The following is a 19,225-nucleotide window of genomic DNA, read 5'->3' on the forward strand; positions in this document are numbered from 1 at the left end:
ATCCGTACGATTCCTGAGCGGGGGCACAGCACCCGCAGCCGTGCCGCGGGTGCTGTGCCGATGTGCTTCTATTTCGTCTGCGATGACGAGCCGGCCGGCTCGTAGGCCGCGACCAGCATCCGTTTGAGGACTTTTCCGCTGGATCCCAACGGGAGGACGTCGGTGAACTCGACGCGCCGTGGGTATTTGTACGCGGAAAGGCGCTGTCTGCCCCATTCGATGATCTCGGCATCCGTTCCGGCGGTGATGTCCTCCGGCCGGGCAGGCACGACAACCGCCCAGACCTCTTCACCGAGTTCCGGGTGCGGGACACCGATGACCGCCACCTGCGCGACGGCCGAATGCCCGGCGAGGATCTCCTCGATCTCACGCGGATAGACGTTGTAGCCACCGCGGAGAATCATGTCCTTCTTCCGGCCCACGACCGAGAGGTAACCGTCACCGTCCAGCGTCCCGAGATCACCGGTGAGGAACCAGCCGTCGGTCAGGACCTCGGCGGTGATGTCCGGGCGACCGAGATATCCGGCCATGACGTTCGGACCGCGCACCACGATCTCGCCCACCTCGCCGGCCGGCAGGAGATCGATCCTGTCGGTGTTCGGCCGGGCTATGCCGACCGTGACGCCGGTGATGGGAACACCGACCGTTCCGGGGCGGAACGTCACGCCCGGATAGTGATAGGCCACGCTGCACGAGGTCTCGGTCATCCCGTAGCCCTCGTACACAGGACATCCGAACGTGCTCCGGACCTCTTCGAGGGTCTTCACCGGGAGCGCCGATCCCCCGCTGTACACGCGGTCGAGTCGAGGGGCCTGCTCACCCCGCGCCACCGCGTCGAGCAGCTTGACGTACATGGTCGGTACGCCCATGAACACCGTGCACCGGTATTCCGTCATCAGCGCGAGTGCCTCCCGCCCGGAGAACCTCGGCATCAGGACGATGGAGATACCGGCGCGGAAGCCGGTCAGCATGCCGCAGATCTGACCGAAGCCGTGCGACAGCGGCAGACAGCCGAGCAACACGTCGTCACTCCGGAACATGTACGGAGTGGTGACCATCCTCTCGACGTTGTGCAGGATGTTCCGGTGGGTGAGCATCACCCCTTTCGGCTCACCCGTCGTGCCGGACGTGTAGAACACGACCGCGACGTCGTCGGCTTCCCGCACCGCGGCATCGTCGATCGGCGCCGTGTCCTGTGCCGCGCTCTCCAGGTCGACCGTGCCCTCGGGGCCCGGCCCGACGGTGAGGAGCACCGTGCCGAGCTGCTCCGCCGCCTCTCTCGCCCCGGCGAGCAGGGGGGCGTCGCACACCAGGAAACGGGCGTCGGCATCGGTCAGTACGTGATCGATCTCCGAGGGGGTCGACATGACGTTCAGCGGGACCACGACGGCGCCGGCCGCCAGCACGCCGAAGTACACGACGGGGAACCGCGGGGTGTCGGCCAGGAGCATGGCGACCGCGTCTCCCGGCCGCACCCCGTCGGCCCGCAGTACGGCGGCGTAGCGACGTGCCTGGTCCCACAGCCACCCATAGGTGACACGCTCGGAGCCCTGGATCACGGCCGGGTGGTCGGGTCGCCGCGCCGCCGCGCCGGCGAGTACACCTGCGACGGACATGGTCATCCGGCGGTGCGGGCGCCGCGACCCCGGAGACCGGACGTGGCCCACTCCCGTGCACTCGCGGTCGGGATGTCCAGTTCCTTCCAGATCCCGTGCAGGGCGTCGGCGAAGGTCTCGACATCCTTCTGCTCGTGCACGGCGGACGGAGCGATCCGCAGGATCTCCTCGCCCGCGGGCACGCTGGGGGCGTTGATGGACTGGACGTAGATCCCGTGCTGCTCGAACAGCAGCCGGGACGCCCGCTTGCACAGTTCGTCGTCACCGACGAAGGCCGCGACGATGTGGGAGTCCGTCGAGATGAACGGGATGTCGGCCGCGATCAGACGGCTGTGCAGCAGCCGCGCGTTCGCCGCGAGGGCCTTCCGCTCGGCATCGGAGGACCGCAGGTACTGGACCGACGCCAGCGAGGCAGCCGCGACCGCCGGCGGCGGCGAGGTGGTGAAGACGAACGAGCGCGAGTAGGTCCGCACCGCGTCCACGAGGGCCGCCGGGCCCGCGATGTAGCCGCCGACCGTCCCGTACCCCTTCGCCAAGGTACCCATCACGACCGTGAACCGGTCGGCGATGCCTTCCCGCGCGGCGATTCCGGCGCCCTGCGGTCCGTACATGCCGACCGCGTGGACCTCGTCGATGAAGGTGGTGGCACCGTACTTGTCCGCGATGTCGGCGATCTCGGCGAGCGCCGCGACGTTGCCCGACATGGAATAGACCGATTCCACGACGATGAGCTTCGGGCAGTCGGCGGGAGCAGCCGCGATCAGTTCTTCCAGGTGGGCGACGTCGTTGTGCCTGAAGATGTGCTTCTTCGCGCCGCTGTGCCGGAGGCCGTCGATGATCGAGGCGTGGTTCTTCGCGTCGGAGAACACGACGGTGTCTTCCGGCAGCCCCGCCAGCACGCTGAGGGAGCCCTCATTGGCGGTGTATCCCGAAGTGAAGAGGAGAGCGGATTCCTTGCCGTGCAGATCCGCCAGCTCATTTTCGAGAAGGACGTGGTAGTGGTTGGTCCCGCCGATGTTCCGGGAACCTCCGGAGCCCACACCATGGGTGTCTATCGCGGCGTGCATGGCGGCGTTGGCCTGGCTGTTCTGGCCCATTCCCAGGTAGTCGTTGCTGCACCAGACGCTTACTTCCGAATCCACCCCGTCGCGCCGCGCAGTGGCCATGGGGTAATCACCGGAACGCCGGCCGATCTCCAGGAACTCCCGCTTGCTTCCGGCGAGATCGCCGACGGTGGTCCCAATCAGATATGATGCCAGGTGAACGTTCATTCACTCGCCTTCTCGACGTAGTGGTCGGATTGAACTGCGAACCGAAGGTTTCACGGTCTAGGAATACTGGGACTTCAGGAGCACCTTGTCGGGCTTGCCGTTGCTGTTCATCGGCAGAGCGCTCAGGACGTGCACTTTCTCGGGCACGTGAATCGGAGAAAGCCTCTCAGCGATCCGCGTACGGATGCCTTCCACGTCGACCACCTCGGCCGGGTCGCATTCGACAGCGGCGTGGATGTGATCGCTTCCGTCCTCGTCCTGCACGCCGTAGACGGCCGCGTGCAAGACTCCGGGGTGGGAGAGGATTTCCGCCTCGAGAACGATGGGATGGACCTTGACGCCGCCGACCTTGATGACGTGGGCCACCCGCCCCAGGAGAGTCAGATAGCCCCGCTCGTCGAGGCGCCCGATATCACCGGTGAAATACCAGCCGTCCCGAATGACCTGTGCGGTCAATTCCGGGTTGCCGTTGTAGCCGTCCATCATCTGTGGCGAGCGGACACGGACCTCGCCGATCTCCCCCGGCGCCAACTGCGCGCCGGTATTCGAGTTGCAGACGGCGACCTCCACCTCGGGAAAGGGCCGGCCGACCGTGGCCGCGAGTTCCGGGTCGCCGTGCTCCAGAGGAGTCAGGATCGTGATCCGGCCGCTCTCACTCGTGGCGTAACCCTGCGCCATGGCAGGGCCGAACAGCTGAAAAGCCTGTGCGATGCGCGCGGGTGCCGCAGGGCTGCCGCCGTAGACGATCCGCTTCAGCGAGGACAGGCCCGCGACTTCCAGATCGGCAGTGTCACGAATTCCTCGCCCAGCCAGATGGTCCATGACCTGGAACACGTGGTTCGTCGCCATGAACGTCCACGAGATCTCCTTCTCGGCGGAGACGGTGTCCACGAACTTTTCGGCATCGAAGCTCTCATGGAGATGGAGCGCTCCCTCCAGCGCGAAGACCGCGTCCACCATCGCGGCGACGCCGTGACTCAGCGGGGTCGTCACCAGGATCGACGCACAGTCGTATTCACGACCGACATCCATCCACGCACGTACCGTGGCTTCCCACGCGCGGCCCGACAGCCGGATGCCCTTGGGCCGGCCGGTGCTGCCACTCGTGAAGCCGATGAAGGCCAGCGCCTGCGGATCCCATGACGCGAGCTCCGGGGCACCCATACCCTCGGCCAGGCCGGCCTCCCCGCGTCCCCCGTCCTGAACGCGCGTAAGAGGAAGCCCACCGGCCTCGGCCAGCTCGGTCGCGCGCTCCGAGCACTCCGCGTCGGCATAGAGGGTCACCGCATCGGTTTCGCGCAGGATCTGCATCTGGTGATCCAGCGGAAGTACCGTTGTCCTGGTACCCGGATTGGTGGTTCGCAGATAACACACGGCGCCGCCGAGCAGATGGGTCGCGTACCGCACGGTGAGCATCTCGGGGCTGTTGGGTGCGACAAATATCGCCACAACATCCCCCTTGCCCACTCCACGGTCGCGCAGCGCAAGGAATGAATCCGTGACGGACCGGACCATTTCGCCACCGGAGAACGCTTTGCCGCGCCAATGAACGACATCCCGATCCGGCGTTGCTGCGAACAGCGAGAGGATCTCCGAGACATAACTCCGACTTGCGCTCCACCAATGCTGCGGCAGGCTCATGGGACCTTCCTTTTACCTTGCCAACTGTCACGACGTCGTCCGATCGGGCATTCAATCTTCACCATGCGAGGGAAGGAGGCGGTAGATCGTTCGACTGGCTACAACGGAGAGCCGGAAGGCATCCCGATCGGGGTAGCCGTTCGGGGCACACGCCGGGCGGCCTCTCGGGGGGAACATCAGTGCCCAGCGGCGAGACCAGTGGCCGCAGCGTGAGCAAGCAGCCGGTGGACCCCAACGACCCTCTGTCCGGGTACAAGCAGGGCGGTCTGAATGCCAAGGCGTACGACGTGAGCGGTGTCGACACGCGTATCCGCTACGACAGCAGCCGCAACCCTCCGTTCACTGTCATGACGTCGATGCCCTCCAAGTCCTGGCGAAAGCCGAGAAAGGCCAGCACCACATGTCCGTCGACCAGACGTCCTGGTAAGCCGCGGTACGCCACTTGTACGAGGACGCGTACCCGTACGACGCCACGGGCCCGCGTCGCCACGAGAACTGGGTCCTCGACGTCCTCGCTCTGATGGCCCGGACCCCCGCGGTTGGACCGGTCTCGATGACGCGGCTCAGAACTCGGAGCGCGAGGCGTCGCCCACCTACCCCTTCGTCGCCCACCCGCCTGAGTACATCGCGAGCCGCCTCCAGGAGATCGATCGGGACAGCGCCGAGAACCTGCTCCTGGCCCTTACGGATGACGGCTGCACCCTGTCCAACCTGAGTCGCTTCGCCGAAAGCGAGGTGGCGCTGAGGGCGATGGCGCGCACGATCCTCACGCGCTACGGGGACTCCGCCTGTTTCCACACCAACGTCAATAAGCCCGGTCACGTGAGCGGCACGCTCGACTTCACATCGTCGGGCTGGGCGTACAGCCCGCTGAGCGTGTACTCGGAGGACTACGGCCTGATCGTCGTCTCGGAAACCGAGGTGGGCATGTTCTGGAACTTCGCCGACTACTGAACCGCCTGCCACCCGTGGGAGCTCGGCTCCTGGCGAGGCAATTTGAGAGGATGCCCCCGTGCTGACCCGATCCGCCTCCTATCCCGACCGGGAGACCGCCCAGTGGGCCACCCAGCAGGTGGTGACCGCCAACGAACAGGCCGTCCACCGCTGGCTCGCCCAGAACACCCGGGTCCGCCTCACCATCGAGGCAGCCTGGCCGTCCCGTGAGGAGCCCGTGGGCCGGGTCCAGCTGGAGGGCGACCTGCTGGCCGGGCGCGGCCCCGTCGATGTGCGCGCGGCGCGCGTGGTGCTGCGCCGCGAGGCGACGAGTCCGCTCGGCTTCGTCGTCCACACGACCGTCCCGTTCTACCTGTAGGGGTCACACGCACATGTCCATGAGCCCCTCGAACACGACCGGCAGTATGGCGAGTTGGACCAGGTGATGCGCGCGTATCTGGGTCAGCCGGCCGACGACGCCCCGGAGCGGCGCAGTCGCGCCCTGGACGCGTATCTCCGCCATACCTGGCATACCCGCCCCTCGGCCATCGCAGAGGCGGAGCGACAGCTGCGCGAGTACAGCCGCAATCCTCCAGGCCGCATCCGGCAGGAGCTGAGTGAGTTCTACTCGATCCCGGACACCGGAAAGCCCCAGTCGGACATCGGTAACTGGCTGATGGTGCTGGCCGACCACCTGAAGAGGAGCATCGAGGAGGGCGACGTCCCCGAGCCATCGTCCCCGCAGACGCACTGGGAGTGGCACGCCCGTTTTCCGGAGACCGCGCAACTGCTGGGGGCTGGTTCTCGCAGGACATCGTTGACGAGTTCCGCGGCCACGACGCCGCAGTCGCCGACTACGCCGATACCGCAAACCCGCAGTTGGTCGCCCGCCTCGTGGGCGAACTGCACGAGTTGCTCGCCCTCCCCCTGGACGAGGGGGACTACGCCCTGGCTGCCGCCGAACTCGGCCATGGAGGTCGGCCCGCCGGAACCGTTCTCCCACGGCGCCTGGTTCCAGTCGCTGGCGGCGACGCTCTCCGGTGTCTGATCCGGCTGAGCGGTCGCGGGGCGGGCTCTCCACAGCCGCAGGATGGCACGAACGTGGACAACACCTCAGGGCCGAGCCCTCGCGAGACCCAACCTGAAGGTCCGTCCGGCCGGTGACCGCAGTCCTTTGAGAACATCGCCAGCACCTCAACAGCGCAACCCGGAGGAGACGCAGGCGATCCGCAGTCCGAAGGCGGATGTATCTCAGCGCCCTGACCGCACCGACCGAGGCCAGGACGGCTACACCGACCTGGCCACCCGGGCGGCCAGATGACTCGCGGCGGCCAAGAAACCTCTCCTCCATGATGACGCGACGACCCGTACCGCGCCGTGGGTTCGAGGCTCACCTGACGCACCATAAGAGCGAGCGTCAGATGAGCGTCGAGCCCGTCATGCACCATTCCCAACGAAGACCGCCGCAGACTGCCTGCCCCTGCACTCTCGGGTGAAACCGCAGGTCAGAGCAGTGTGCCGGGACTGCTGCGCGCTCCACGTCGCGTCCGGTGGAAAACATGTCGAGCGCATCGCCGTGCCTGAGAACCCCGGGAAAACTGCAGGTCAGAGCCCCTTTGCCGCAGGCTCCAGAATCGCCACGCACTCAACGTGCGAAGTCATCGGAAAGATGTCGGCCAGAGCCGGTCTCAGATAAGGCCAGGTCAGAGCCGATGTCTCGGCTCGCTGTCCCGCTTGCGGGCGCCCAGAGCGTCAAACGAGCGTCATGACCACCAGTCGGTTCCTCATCGTCGGGGCGCCAGCCTTTGCCCCTCCCGGCAGCTTGAGCCCTCGCACCGCACCGGGAGAAGTTCCGGCGGCGTCTGCGGAAGTGAGCCGCCGGACGAGCTGTAGGGCCCCGCTCAAGGTGCCGCGCAGCCGCCGCTCCGCACGGCTTGGTCCAGGACGGTCTCGACAGGGATGGCCTCGGACGGCATGGCCACGCCGTCCGGAGCCGGGAACCGTCGCGTCATCGCAGTGATTGAACGGCGTAGAGGGCCCCGAAAGCTGCGGCAAGGGTGCCGAGCAGCAGGCGCAGAGCGGTTTCGGGCAGACGGGGCTGCAGGTACGCCCCGAAGTAGCCGCCGATCAGCCCGCCCAAGCCGCAGGCCAGTCCGAGGTGCCAGTGGGGGGCAACGTCCCCGGAGCCGGTCAGGGACAGCAGCGCGAAGGCCGCGGCACCGGCCACGGAAGTGGTGAAGGTGGAGGCGAGGGCTGCCGGGGCGACTTGACTCACGGGCATGCCCCGGCCGACCAGGAGGGGGCCGATGATGGAGCCGCCGCCGATGCCGTAGATCCCGCCGACGATGCCGACGGCCAGGGCCAGGCCGGTGATGGTGCGAGGGGCGATCTCCGCCGCCGGGGCCGGCGGGGCGCGCCGGAGGGTGCGGGCGATCAGCCACAGGCCCAGAGGCATCAGCAATCCGGCGACGAGTAGGCGGAAGGCGGTGGGGCCGGGGACGGCGAAGACCCGTACGACCGCTCCGATGACCACACCTGGCAGGGTGCCGATGACCAAGCGGCGGGTCAGTGGGCTGTTCAGCAGGCCGGCTCGGCGGTAGCGCAGCAGTGCTCCAGGCCCGGCCACTACGTTGAACAACAGGTTGGTGGGTGTGACCGCCGGACTGGGCACGCCGAACAGGCTCAGCTGCGCGGGCAGCAGGAACACCGCACCCGAGACCCCCACGGGCGCGGTCACCACCGCGATCATCATGCCGATGGTCAGCCCGTACAGTTCCGCCGCCCCGGACACGTCAGCTCCGATCATTCGAACGTCGGCACGGCATTGCCACCGCCTCGCACTGGCACCTCGTCAAGAGGTCCCCTGCTGACGAGCGGGAGAAAAGTGCCACAGCGGTCAGAGCTGTGGACGGGCTGCGCACGTGGGGTGATGGGCGCACGGCCGCATCGGCGGGTGCCCGTACCCGGCGGGAGTGCGAGTCGACGGGAACCGCCGAATTAGGTGCCGAGGGTTCGCCGCTCTGCGGATACGCGGGAGATCGATGTGGCGGCGGAGGGCCGGCAGGAGAGGCGACCGTCCGGCGCTGTCGACGGGCGACTTCAGGCGCTCGGGCGATCTGGGTGGGAAAGCCGACGCCAAGCGCCGAACGTGGTGACCGAGGCGCCGTGGCCGCCGTGGACGACATGACGGCTGTCGCCTTGGCGGACCGGACGGTGGAAGGTGTGAGCCCCATGGAGGCTCACACCTTCCACTGGTCGTCGGCAGTCACGGTCAAGCTGCTCGTCCCACGGTCACCGGCAGGGCCGTACGGCTGCTGAGGGCTTCGGCGAACTGGTCGACGACCTGCGCGAGGGCCTCGGCCGGGCCCGGTGCGATGGTCAGGGTTTCGTCTGCGCCCACCACGATGTCCTTGTCGAGCGTGAACCAGCCCTGGACGATGTGGGCGGCACCCATGGAACTCAGCACCGGGCGCAACGCGTAGTCGATCGCCAGGACGTGAGTCGTGGTCCCACCGGTCGCCAGCGGGAGGACCGTCTTGCCGACCAGGCCGTACTGCGGCAGCAGGTCCAGCAGGGACTTCAGCAACCCGGAGTAGGCGGCCTTGTAGACGGGCGTGCCGATCACGACCCCGTCGGCGCGGGCGAACAGTTCGGTCACCTCGACGATCGCAGGGTGCCGGGGGTCGGCGCCGAGCAGGGCCTCGGCGGGGATGGTGCGCACGTCCAGCGGGATCACCTCGTGTCCCCTGGCCGTCAGCCGGGTGTCCAGGTGGCGCAGCAGTTGGGCGGTACGAGAGATGGCGGAGGGGCTTCCGGAGACGGACAGGATGGTGGCCATGGGGAATCCTTCGGGAGCGTGAGGTATGCGTGGGACTGGTTGCGGGGCCGCCTACTGCCGCCCCGCATCCTCGACGGCTTGTTGATGGTGTACGACAGTCCGGGCGGACTGATCTCGGGCCTGGTAACGGCCTCGTCGGGCATGCTTCAGTGATTCAGCGCCTTGGCGTACGTGCCGTTGTCGATGATCTCGTTGAGTGCTTCGGCGAGCGGCTCGACCAGGCCGCTGTCCTTCGCGGTGATGGCCGCGGTGAGGCCCGAGCGTGGAGCGCGCACGGGACTGCGCGTGTTCCGCGCCGAGTTGCCGCAGCAGCGGTTCTACCCTCTGTTCGGGCACGGCTGCCCAAGTGCGTACGACCGCGCTGCTCAGAAGAAACCTCGGCCCGCAAGGGTCACCGAGGCAAGAGGGGCCTGTCAGAGGGCCCGCTATCGCGTCAGGCGCAACACGCGGCGGACCACACCCGACCGAAGTCGATGTGGTCACGGGTGACCAGGCGCTGCTCGGCATTCATGCGACCAATTGAGCAGTACATCTCGCTTCTCGTCAACTACGGCCCGGATGCCGGACCGGTGGAGCTCCGCTTCCGTGCATGGTGGACATTGCGCGTGGTGCGCCCCTGCGCCGAAGGAGGTCTCGGCTTCCCCCGCGCGGCAGCCGAACCGGCCGCAGCGAGCGTGATGACGCCCAAACGCGGCCGCTGACCCGGGGCTACGCGAGAGTCATCGTCCCGACGCTGCACGAAGCCGCGCATGCAGCCGAGTTCGCCGCTGCCGTGCCACCCTCGGGCGCATCATCGTCACGACCGTGCTCAGTGCAGGACAGTTCTGAGTCGAGCCCCGACTACGCGCGCGGTCCCGCGCAGGGTACGTCCGGCGGTCGACGGTGGCCGGCGAGCCCGCCCGCGGGGCCGCGTTCCCTATGTTTCCTATTGGATTACTAGGAAAGTATTGACGGGCCGCCCAACGAGTGCGCAGGATGATGCACATGGCCCACACGCAGCAGCGACTCGTTCGTCGTCGGCATGTCGACTTTGGTCACGTCGTCAGTGCTGCCTGCCGTCGCGTGTAAGGCACGCGGCTCACACCTTGCGCGTGCCGATCCGCTCGTTCTCTCTCCTCTCAGGCCATCAGGCGAACCCACCCGTGTGCCCGATGGCCCGACACACCCCTGAAGGACGAACGCCATGACCACGGCACTTCCGGCCCAGGCCGCTCCATCGGACTCACCCTCCCCCGACATGCGCCACCTCCGCCTCGTGGGCGACGCCAAGCAGTTCGGCGACGAGGGAAACGGTCCCTCTCCCCTCGTCGGCTACCTCGTGCTCATCCCCGAGGGCACCGATCCCACCCAGATCTTCGCCAAGGACGTGCCACGGCCGGAGATCCGACCGGTCGCCTACACGGACTCACCTCCCGTACCGCAGACGGGAGGCGGTGTCGTCCGCATCGATCCGGCGCGACATGTCGCGGAACTGGACGGCTGCGAACTCGACCTCACCTACCTGGAGTTCGGGCTGCTGGCCCATCTCGTGCAGCATCCCCACCAGGTGCACTCGCGCGAGCAGCTGATAGCCGGCATCTGGGGCTACGACCACATCGGCGACGGCCGCACCGTGGATGTTCACATCGCGCGCCTGCGGCGCAAGTTGGGCAGGGCTCACCGGCACCGCATCGTCACCGTTCGGCGTGTGGGCTACAAGTACGCGCCCGACCAGCAAGGAGGCACCAACGCCACGCCCTGCCACCGGCCTTGAGGAGACCACCACCATGGGTGCTGCCACCGCGCCGTCCGGCCCCGCCCCGGCATCCGACCGGACCGGGCCCGGCCGCGGGCACTGGCTGCGCGTGGGCCGCGAAACCGCTGACGACCTGGCCACGGACGCGGTGACCAGGGAGCAGGCGGGCAAGGCCCCCTTCGACGAGGTGGCCCGACTGCGGGAAGCAGGACTGCTGACGCTTCTCGTACCGGCGGAGCTCGGGGGAGGTGGCGCGGACTGGCCCACGGCCTACGCCGTCGTGCGGGAGATCGCCGCCGCCGACGGCGCGATCGGTCAGCTGCTCGGCTGTCACTACTTCCTGTCGTCGAGCGCCCGGTTCTTCAGCGAGCCAGCCCTCGCCGCTCAGGTCGAGCGGAAGTCCGCCGCGGAGCAATGGTGCTGGGGTGGCGGCTTCCCCCGCCAGGAACTGCCCCTGACGCTGGCCAGGACAGCCGGCGGCTATGTCCTCGACGGTCGGCAGAGCTACGCGACCGGGGCGCTGGTCGCCGACCAACTCGCCGTGCGAGCGGAGTTGGCCGACACCGGTGAACCACTCGCCGTCGTCGTCCGTCCCACCCGCAACGGCGTGAGGATCGACGGCGACGCCGACACCTTCGGCCAGCGGCTCGCGGCCGGCGGGAGCGTGGAGTTCGACGCCGTACCGGTCGCTGCCCACGACATCCTCGGCTCCCTGGCCGCGGACGAGGACGTTCCCTCACCCCTGGCTGCGCTGGCATCGCCGGTCGGGCGTCTCCTCTCCGTGCAACTCCTTCTTGGCATCGCTGAGGGAGTGCTGGCGGAGGCACGTGAGTACAGCCGGGTGGGCCCTTCGCCCTGGCACGCCTCCTGGCCGGACGGACCGCCCCAGGACCCGCAGGTGCTGACCGTCTACGGCGAACTCACCGTCCTGATCCGCTCCGCGTCCGCGCTCGCCGATCAGGCACGGGAAGCCGTGCACGGCGGGCTGACGCGCGGTGAAGACCTCACCTACGACGAGTGCGCGGAGATCTCCATCCTCGTGGCCATGGCCGAAGCCGCGGCTTCCAGGGCTGCGCAGGAGGGCACCTCCCGCACCCTCGACATCATCGGCTTCCGCTCCACGTCGTCACGTCTGGGCTTCGACCGCTTCTGGCGCAATGCCCGGACCCTCGCCTTGTACGAGCCCGTCGCCCACCGGCTCCGCGACGTCGGGGACTACTTCCTCAACGGTGCGCACCCTCCGTTCGTTCTGCCTGCCCGTTCCTGAGAAGTCGAAGCTCCGCGCCAACGGCAGGCGCCTGCCTCGAAACCCTGTCGGCCAAGCACCTCAGGGGCGAAATCAGCGGGATCGGATTTCGCCATCCACCCAGGCATCCCCGTAATTGTGAACGCCGCGCTTCGCCCGCATGTCGGATGGCTCAGGATATGAGACATACGCGCACGCGACATTGACGTGGCCGAATTTCACTGCAATTCTCATGACTGTGAGCAACTTCGAGAACCTCGCCGCTCGCCTGCACGTCGATCTGCGACGTCAGGCCAGCGCCATCTGTGCCGTCGGCCGCTGAACCCGCCGACGGGCGCTTCGCTCTCCCGCTCCATTTCCAGGTCGGCTGCTACGGCCCTGGCATTCCTGGTGTAGATCACTGATTTCTCACAGGAGTTCCTGCCGCGACGCTTCTTCTTTTCTTGGTCGCCCTTGCCGCGGTCAACTACCGAGCGTCCTTTCCTGCTGGGATTCTTCATGGCGAAGACCCTCAATAGGCGTCGCTTATCGCTATTCCAGGAAGCACCTCACCCCGATTCCACGTCAGTCCCACTCGTTTGAACAGGACCTTGCCATGGCCACTACGGCATCGACCCGACGCCAATTCCTCTCCCTGCTCGGACTTTCGGCGGTGGCCGTGAGCTGCGGCACCACCGCAACGGGAGCCACCTCCGGCAAGGGCCAGACCAAGACGCTCCGGTACCAGGGCTGGGCGGGCCAGGTCACGTTGCCCGAGCTTGCCGAGGATCTCGGCTATCTGGAGGACGTGAAGCTGAAGTGGGTCGGCAACACCATCAGCGGCCCGCAGGACATCCAGTCAGCGGCCACAGGCCAGACCGACTTCGGCGGCGCCTTCAACGGCGCGGTCGTCAAACTCGCCGCGGGCAAGGCTCCCATCAAGTCCGTCATCAGCTACTACGGCTCCGACAAGCACGCCTACAACGGCTTCTACGTCCTCGAGGACAGTCCCATCCGCTCGCCCCGGGACCTGCTCGGCAAGAAGGTCGGGATGAACACCCTCGGCGCCCATTCCGAGGCCATGCTCGACATCTATCTGCAGCGAGGCGGTCTGTCAGGTGCGGAGATCGACGAGGTCGAGCCACTCGTCGTACCTCCGGTGAACACCGAACAGTCGCTGCGTCAGAAGCAGATCGAGGTGGCCGTACTCGGCGGCATTCTGCGCGACAAGGCTCTGGCAACCGGAGGCATCCGCCCGCTGTTCACGGACCATGGGCTGCTCGGTTCGTTCAGCGCCGGCACCTACGTGATGACGGACCGCTTCCTGAAGCAGAACCCCGACACGGCCCGCGTCTTCGTCACCGCCGTGGGGCGGGCCATCGAGTGGTCCCGTTCCACTCCGCGCGAAGAGGTCATCGCCCGGATGACCGGCATCGTGAAGAAGCGGAGCCGCAACGAGGACACCGCACCGTTGAAGTACTGGCGGTCCTACGGCGTCGCCGAGAGAGCGGGCCTGATCACCGGTGAGGAACTCCAGCTGTGGATCGACTGGCTGGCCGATCGCGGCGACATCAAGAAGGGCCAGGTCACGTTGTCGGACCTCTACACCAATGAGTTCAACGACAACAAGACCCCCTCCGCGGCGAAGAGCGGGAGCTGATCCCATGCCGGAATCCACCACGCCCAAGATCACGTTCGAGGACGTGAGCAAGGACTTCACTATCAACGACCGGAAGCGGAGCGGGCAGGCAACCCGGTTCACCGCCCTTGACAGCATCGATCTGGAGATCGCGGCCGGCGAGTTCGTCGTCCTGGTCGGTCCCAGCGGCTGCGGAAAGTCGACGCTGCTGGATCTGCTCGGCGGCCTCACCCGACCCAGCAGCGGACGGATCCTGCTGGACGGCACACCCATCACGGGGCCGGGCCTGGACCGCGGCATCGTGTTCCAGCAGTACGCGCTGCTGCCGTGGCGCACGGCCCAGGGCAACGTCGAGTTCGGCCTGGAGGCCACCGGCGTCCCTCGGCGCAAACGTGCCGCACGAGCCAGGGAGTTCCTGGATCTCGTCGGCCTGACCGGGTTCGAGGACCGCCATCCGCACGAGCTGTCGGGAGGAATGCGCCAGCGGGTGGCGATCGCCCGCAGCCTCGCCTACGACCCCGACGTGCTCCTGATGGACGAGCCGTTCGCCGCGCTGGACGCCCAGACCCGTGAGTCGCTGCAGGACGAACTGCTGCGCATCTGGCAACGCACCGGCAAGACCGTCGTCTTCATCACGCACGGCATCGACGAGGCCGTCTACCTGGGACAGCGCGTCGCCGTCATGACATCAAGGCCGGGCCGCATCAAGCAGATCGTGCCGGTCGCCTTCGACTCCCGTGCGGCGACGGACGACCTCCGATCCAGCCCCGAGTTCGCCCGATACCGGCACGAGATCTGGTCGCTGCTGCACGACGAGGTGGCCAGGGCCCAGCAGTTGGAGAAGGAGGAGGCTACCGTATGAGCACCACAACCGGCACGGCCACCGAGAAGACCACGGCGCTGGACCCGGTGAGCACCGCCGAGCCCGTCCGAGCCCCTGTCTCTGCTCCGTCCGCCGCGTCCAAGCCACCCGGGGCATCGTCGTCGCGCGGGCGTCCAGCCCGCCCCAGGGCGGCCCGCGTCCGACCGGCAGTGCGCCGGCTGCTGTACTTGCTGGTCAAGGGGGCGACCAAGTCCATTGCGATCGTGGCTCTGGTCCTGCTGTGGGAGACCGCACCACGACTGGGTCTGGTCGACCGGACCTTCCTGCCGCCGTTCAGTGAGGTCGCCCGCGCCTGGTGGGAACTGGCCGCCGACGGGCAGCTCGCCGACAACGTCCGTGCCAGCCTGGTGCGCTCGTTCAGCGGATTCGGCCTCGCCGGGGCCGTCGCCGTGCCGCTCGGCCTGCTGATCGGCTGGTACCGGCCGGTCGCCGACCTTCTCGGACCACTGCTGGAGGTGTTCCGCAACACGGCGGCGCTGGCCCTGCTGCCGGTGTTCGTGCTGCTGCTGGGGATCGGCGAGACCTCGAAGATCTCCATCGTGGTGTACGCGTGCACCTGGCCGATCCTGCTCAACACCATCAGCGCGGTCCGCAACGTCGACCCCACCCTGCTGAAGCTGGCCAGGTCGATGGATCTGCCCGCACCCCGTCTCTTTCAGAAGGTCATCCTGCCGTCCGCGGTGCCGGTGATGTTCACCGGCATCCGACTGGCCGGAGCGGTGTCGATCCTGGTACTGGTCGCCGCCGAGATGATCGGCGCCAAGGCGGGCCTCGGCTATCTGATCAACGCCTCGCAGTACAACTTCGCGATCCCGCAGATGTACGCGGGCATCATCACGATCTCCGCCATCGGTGTGGCCTTCAACCAGTTCCTGGTGGCCGTGGAGCGGCGGCTCAGCTCCTGGCGCGTACCAGCCGACGGCTGACCCGGGACAACGGCTGAGCGGCCGCCCGCTCGTCTCGTTGCCCCCCGGTGTCGTCACACTGCCCCGCTTGTCTCCTTCCCCGCCATCTCCCGCCCCGTTGCTCTCACTCCCCCGATCCGAGGAACGCCATGACCGCGACCAGCCCCCGTCGGCTGCACCTCAACGCCTTCCTGATGAACGCCGGCCACCACGACGCGGCCTGGCGCCACCCGCGCACCCAGCCTGAACGCGTCACCGAACTGCGCTACTTCCAGCAGCTCGCGCAGACCGCCGAACGCGGCCTGCTCGACTCGGTCTTCCTCGCCGACGGCCTCGCCCTGTGGGGCAAGGTCCGGCACAACGCGCTCGGCGGCTTCGAACCGCTCACCCTGTTGTCCGCCCTGGCGGCGGTCACCGAGCACGTCGGCCTGATCGCCACCGTCTCGACGACTTTCAACGAGCCTTTCCACACGGCCCGCAAGTTCGCGTCCCTGGACCACATCAGCGGTGGCCGGGCGGGCTGGAACATCGTCACCTCCGGCACCGTGAACGAGGCCCGCAACTTCGGGCAGGAGGAGCACCTGGAGCACCGGCTGCGCTACGAGCGGGCGCGGGAGTTCGTCGAGGTCGCCACCAAACTGTGGGACAGCTGGGAGGACGACGCGATCCTCCTCGACCGTGAGCAGGGTGTCTACGCCGACACCGACAAGGTGCGGGAGATCAACCACCGCGGGGAGCACTTCGGGGTGCAGGGCCCCCTGAACGTACCGCGCACCCCACAGGGATACCCACTGCTGGTGCAGGCCGGTTCGTCCGAGGACGGCAAGGAGTTCGCCGCCCAGCACGCCGAGGCCGTCTTCACCGCGCAGCAGACGCTCGCCGACGGACAAGCCTTCTACAAGGACCTCAAGTCACGGCTCACCCGCTACGGCCGCTCCGAGGACCAGCTGCTGGTGCTTCCCGGCATCGCCCCCGTCATCGGGTCCACCGAGGCCGAAGCCCGAGCGCTGGAGCAGGAGTTGACGGCCCTTCAAGTACCGGAGTACGGGCTCGCCCAGCTGTCCGGGATGCTCGGCACCGACCTGACCGGGCTGCCGCTGGACGGTCCGTTGCCCGAGCTGCCCGAGGAGCGGGACATCAACGGCAACAAGAGCCGCTTCACGCTCGTCGCCGAACTCGCCCGCCGCGACGGCCTCACCGTGCGTGAGCTCATCGCCCGTCTCGGCGCCGGCCGAGGCCACCGCGTCTTCGCCGGCACTCCCGAGCAGATAGCCGACGAGATCGAGGAGTGGTTCACCGAGGGCGCCGCTGACGGCTTCAACATCATGCCGCCCCATCTGCCGGGCGGCCTGGAGGACTTCGTCGACCACGTCGTCCCGATCCTGCAGCGGCGCGGGCTGTTCCGCACCGAGTACACCGGCCGCACCCTGCGCGAGAACTACGGCCTGGCCCGCCCCGCCAACCGGCTGGCCGCGGCGGCCGCAGCACAGGGACGGTCCGCGTGACCGGGCTGGACCTCCCCACGGACGTCCTGGTGGTCGGCGGCGGCCCCGCCGCCACCTGGGCCGCGCTCAAAGCGGCCCAGGACGGAGCGGACGTCGTCCTCGCCGACAAGGGCTACTGCGGCACCAGCGGCGCCACCGCCTCCGCCGGCACCGGCGTCTGGTACGTCCCCCCGGAGCCCGCCGCGCGGGAGGCCGCGATGGCGAGCCGGGAGGCACTGGGCGGATTCCTGGCCGACCGACGCTGGATGAGCCGGGTGCTGGACCAGACGTACGCGGGCATGAACGAGCTTGCGGCGGCCGGACGCTACCCCTTCCCCACAGGGCCGGACGGCAGGCAGCTCAGGAACGGCCTCCAGGGGCCGGAGTACATGCGCAGGATGCGCATCCGCGTGCAGCGGGCCGGGGCACGCGTCCTCGACCACAGCCCGGTCACCGAACTGCTCACCGACGCCTCCGGGGCGGTCGCCGGAGCCAGGGGTTACCGACGGCAGGCCGGTCAGCCGTACCGGGTGCGCGCCGGGGCGGTCGTTCTCGCGACCGGCGGCTGCGCGTTCCTCAGCGGCGCGCTGGGCTGCAACGTCAACACCGGCGACGGGGCACTGTTCGCCGCCGAGGTGGGCGCGGAGATGTCCGGGATGGAGTTCTCCAACGCGTACGGCATCGCGCCCGAGGGAACCTCCGTCACCAAGACCGCGTTCTACTCCTTCGCGACCTTCTACCACGAGGACGGCACGGTCCTGGAGGGCGCGGCCAGCCAGGGCGGCCGGTCCGTGATCGCGAAGGCCCTGCTCAGCGAGAAGGTGTACTGCCGCCTGGACCGGGCGGACGAAGCGGCCCGGCAGGCGATGCGGCTGGCCCAGCCGAACTTCTTCCTCACCTTCGACCGGCTCGGCATCGACCCCTTCACCCAGCGCTTCGCCGTCACGCTCCTCGCCGAGGGCACCGTGCGCGGCACCGGCGGCATTCGCATCACCGGCGACGACTGCTCCACCACCGTCCCCGGGCTGTACGCGGCCGGGGACGCGGCCACCCGTGAGCTGATCTGCGGCGGCTTCACCGGCGGCGGCAGCCACAACGCCGCCTGGGCCATCTCCTCCGGCATCTGGGCCGGCCAGGGCGCGGCCCGCCACGCCCGCTCACTCGGCGCACGCGCCGCCACGAGGCACCTGGTGGCCGCGGGCGGGGCCGGGCTCCGGCCCACCGGGGCAGCGGGTCCGGCCGACGGCTTCCGCGAGGTCGTCACCGCGGTCCAGGCCGAGGTACTGCCGTACGAGAAGAACTACTTGCGGCACGGCCGCCGACTCGCCGCCTCGCTGGAGGTGCTCGACACCGTCTGGGCAAGATCGCGTGCCTCCCTGCATGCCCGGAGCGGGGACGTCGTGCAGGCCAGGCAGGCGGCGGCGATGGCGGCACACGCCCGCTGGATGTACGCGTCCGCACTGGCCCGTACCGAGACCCGCGGCATGGCCAAACGGCTCGACCACCCGACGCAGGACCCCGGGCAGCACCACCACATCACAACTGGCGGCCTCGACCGGGTGTGGACCCGCACCAAGCCCCTGACGAACGCGCCGACCGGATCGGCGACACCCGTCTCACCACAGGAGGTGGCTTCGTGATCGAACTTGTCTCGGCGGAACGCTGCATCACCTGCGACAAGTGCATCAAGGTCTGCCCGACCAACGTCTTCGACCGCGGCGAGGACGGCATCCCGGTCCTCGCCCGCCGCGACGACTGCCAGACCTGCTTCCAGTGCGAGGCCAACTGCCCGGCCGACGCGCTGTACGTCGCACCCCTGGCCCGCCCACTGCCCGACGACTCCACTGCCCGGGACGAGGAGCACCTCGACCGTACCGGCCTGCTCGGCAGCTACCGCCGACACATCGGCTGGGGGCGAGGCCGCACCCCCGGCTCCCTGCGAGCCGTCGGCCCTCCCCTCGGACCTCCGGGGTCCAAGGGAGCCTCCCCGCCCATCACCTCCTGATGACCTCCCGACCGATCACCTTCCCGCTCATCGCCCCCGAAAGGAACACC

Annotated in this window: 18 protein-coding genes and 1 pseudogene; 13 read left to right on the forward strand and 6 right to left on the reverse strand. The window is 68.3% G+C overall.

The window, feature by feature from the left end:
• Positions 1–68 precede the first annotated feature (68 nt).
• The 3 genes from AB0F38_RS19495 to AB0F38_RS19505 are packed head-to-tail and all read right to left on the reverse strand — an operon-like array spanning position 69 to position 4,528.
• Positions 69–1,622, reverse strand: coding sequence for a long-chain fatty acid--CoA ligase (locus AB0F38_RS19495; RefSeq protein WP_361894508.1), 1,554 nt, complete (start codon positions 1,620–1,622; stop codon positions 69–71).
• Positions 1,619–2,887, reverse strand: coding sequence for a 5-aminolevulinate synthase (gene hemA, locus AB0F38_RS19500; RefSeq protein WP_361894511.1), 1,269 nt, complete (start codon positions 2,885–2,887; stop codon positions 1,619–1,621). The genes AB0F38_RS19495 and hemA overlap by 4 nt, the downstream gene beginning before the upstream one ends.
• Positions 2,888–2,944: 57 nt before the next feature.
• Complete coding sequence (locus AB0F38_RS19505) at positions 2,945–4,528, reverse strand: fatty acid--CoA ligase family protein (RefSeq protein ID WP_361894514.1); 1,584 nt, start codon at positions 4,526–4,528, stop codon at positions 2,945–2,947.
• 750 nt (positions 4,529–5,278) lie between these two features.
• On the opposite strand from AB0F38_RS19505, the gene AB0F38_RS19510 reads away from it, so the two are divergent.
• The 3 genes and pseudogenes from AB0F38_RS19510 (at position 5,279) to AB0F38_RS19520 (ending at position 6,509) form a co-directional block, all read left to right on the forward strand.
• Positions 5,279–5,482: a hypothetical protein gene (locus tag AB0F38_RS19510; RefSeq protein ID WP_361894517.1), complete on the forward strand. Its 204-nt coding sequence runs from the start codon at positions 5,279–5,281 to the stop codon at positions 5,480–5,482.
• A gap of 58 nt (positions 5,483–5,540) precedes the next feature.
• Positions 5,541–5,840 (forward strand): RNase A-like domain-containing protein, encoded by a 300-nt coding sequence (locus AB0F38_RS19515; protein WP_073882224.1) that lies wholly within the window; start codon positions 5,541–5,543, stop codon positions 5,838–5,840.
• A gap of 66 nt (positions 5,841–5,906) precedes the next feature.
• Positions 5,907–6,509 (forward strand): annotated as a pseudogene (locus AB0F38_RS19520) (contact-dependent growth inhibition system immunity protein).
• 960 nt (positions 6,510–7,469) lie between these two features.
• Here AB0F38_RS19520 and AB0F38_RS19525 read toward each other — a convergent pair.
• The 3 genes from AB0F38_RS19525 to AB0F38_RS19535 all read right to left on the reverse strand — a co-directional run bounded on the left by AB0F38_RS19525 (position 7,470) and on the right by AB0F38_RS19535 (position 9,574).
• Complete coding sequence (locus AB0F38_RS19525) at positions 7,470–8,267, reverse strand: sulfite exporter TauE/SafE family protein (RefSeq protein ID WP_361894521.1); 798 nt, start codon at positions 8,265–8,267, stop codon at positions 7,470–7,472.
• Between the two features lie 465 nt (positions 8,268–8,732).
• Positions 8,733–9,299, reverse strand: a complete 567-nt coding sequence (ssuE, locus tag AB0F38_RS19530; RefSeq protein WP_361894524.1) for an NADPH-dependent FMN reductase — start codon at positions 9,297–9,299, stop codon at positions 8,733–8,735.
• 146 nt (positions 9,300–9,445) lie between these two features.
• Positions 9,446–9,574: a hypothetical protein gene (locus AB0F38_RS19535; protein WP_361894527.1), complete on the reverse strand. Its 129-nt coding sequence runs from the start codon at positions 9,572–9,574 to the stop codon at positions 9,446–9,448.
• A 234-nt stretch (positions 9,575–9,808) separates the two neighbouring features.
• Here AB0F38_RS19535 and AB0F38_RS19540 point away from each other — a divergent pair, with 234 nt between their 5' ends.
• The 10 genes from AB0F38_RS19540 to AB0F38_RS19585 all read left to right on the forward strand — a co-directional run bounded on the left by AB0F38_RS19540 (position 9,809) and on the right by AB0F38_RS19585 (position 19,175).
• A complete protein-coding gene (locus AB0F38_RS19540) occupies positions 9,809–10,000 on the forward strand; it encodes a hypothetical protein (RefSeq protein WP_361894530.1) in 192 nt (63 codons plus the stop codon).
• A 482-nt stretch (positions 10,001–10,482) separates the two neighbouring features.
• The gene (locus AB0F38_RS19545) at positions 10,483–11,052 is read left to right on the forward strand and encodes a winged helix-turn-helix domain-containing protein (RefSeq protein WP_361894533.1); all 570 of its coding nucleotides are present in this window, start codon (positions 10,483–10,485) and stop codon (positions 11,050–11,052) included.
• A 13-nt stretch (positions 11,053–11,065) separates the two neighbouring features.
• The gene (locus AB0F38_RS19550; RefSeq protein WP_361894536.1) at positions 11,066–12,301 is read left to right on the forward strand and encodes an acyl-CoA dehydrogenase family protein; all 1,236 of its coding nucleotides are present in this window, start codon (positions 11,066–11,068) and stop codon (positions 12,299–12,301) included.
• Between the two features lie 211 nt (positions 12,302–12,512).
• Complete coding sequence (locus AB0F38_RS19555) at positions 12,513–12,602, forward strand: putative leader peptide (RefSeq protein WP_361894539.1); 90 nt, start codon at positions 12,513–12,515, stop codon at positions 12,600–12,602.
• A gap of 273 nt (positions 12,603–12,875) precedes the next feature.
• Positions 12,876–13,919, forward strand: coding sequence for an ABC transporter substrate-binding protein (locus tag AB0F38_RS19560; protein ID WP_361894542.1), 1,044 nt, complete (start codon positions 12,876–12,878; stop codon positions 13,917–13,919).
• 4 nt (positions 13,920–13,923) lie between these two features.
• On the forward strand, positions 13,924–14,760 hold the full coding sequence (locus tag AB0F38_RS19565) for an ABC transporter ATP-binding protein (protein WP_361894545.1): 837 nt from the start codon (positions 13,924–13,926) through the stop codon (positions 14,758–14,760).
• Complete coding sequence (locus AB0F38_RS19570) at positions 14,757–15,707, forward strand: ABC transporter permease (protein ID WP_361894548.1); 951 nt, start codon at positions 14,757–14,759, stop codon at positions 15,705–15,707. The genes AB0F38_RS19565 and AB0F38_RS19570 overlap by 4 nt, the downstream gene beginning before the upstream one ends.
• Positions 15,708–15,835: 128 nt before the next feature.
• Positions 15,836–17,191 (forward strand): LLM class flavin-dependent oxidoreductase, encoded by a 1,356-nt coding sequence (locus AB0F38_RS19575; RefSeq protein ID WP_361894551.1) that lies wholly within the window; start codon positions 15,836–15,838, stop codon positions 17,189–17,191.
• Positions 17,188–18,810, forward strand: a complete 1,623-nt coding sequence (locus AB0F38_RS19580) for an FAD-binding protein (protein ID WP_361894554.1) — start codon at positions 17,188–17,190, stop codon at positions 18,808–18,810. Before AB0F38_RS19575 ends, AB0F38_RS19580 begins: the two co-directional genes overlap by 4 nt.
• Positions 18,807–19,175, forward strand: a complete 369-nt coding sequence (locus tag AB0F38_RS19585) for a ferredoxin family protein (RefSeq protein ID WP_361894557.1) — start codon at positions 18,807–18,809, stop codon at positions 19,173–19,175. The genes AB0F38_RS19580 and AB0F38_RS19585 overlap by 4 nt, the downstream gene beginning before the upstream one ends.
• Positions 19,176–19,225: the final 50 nt, after the last annotated feature.

The sequence above is a fragment of the Streptomyces sp. NPDC025273 genome (assembly GCF_040638585.1).
Taxonomy (GTDB): Bacteria; Actinomycetota; Actinomycetes; order Streptomycetales; family Streptomycetaceae; genus Streptomyces; species Streptomyces cinereorectus.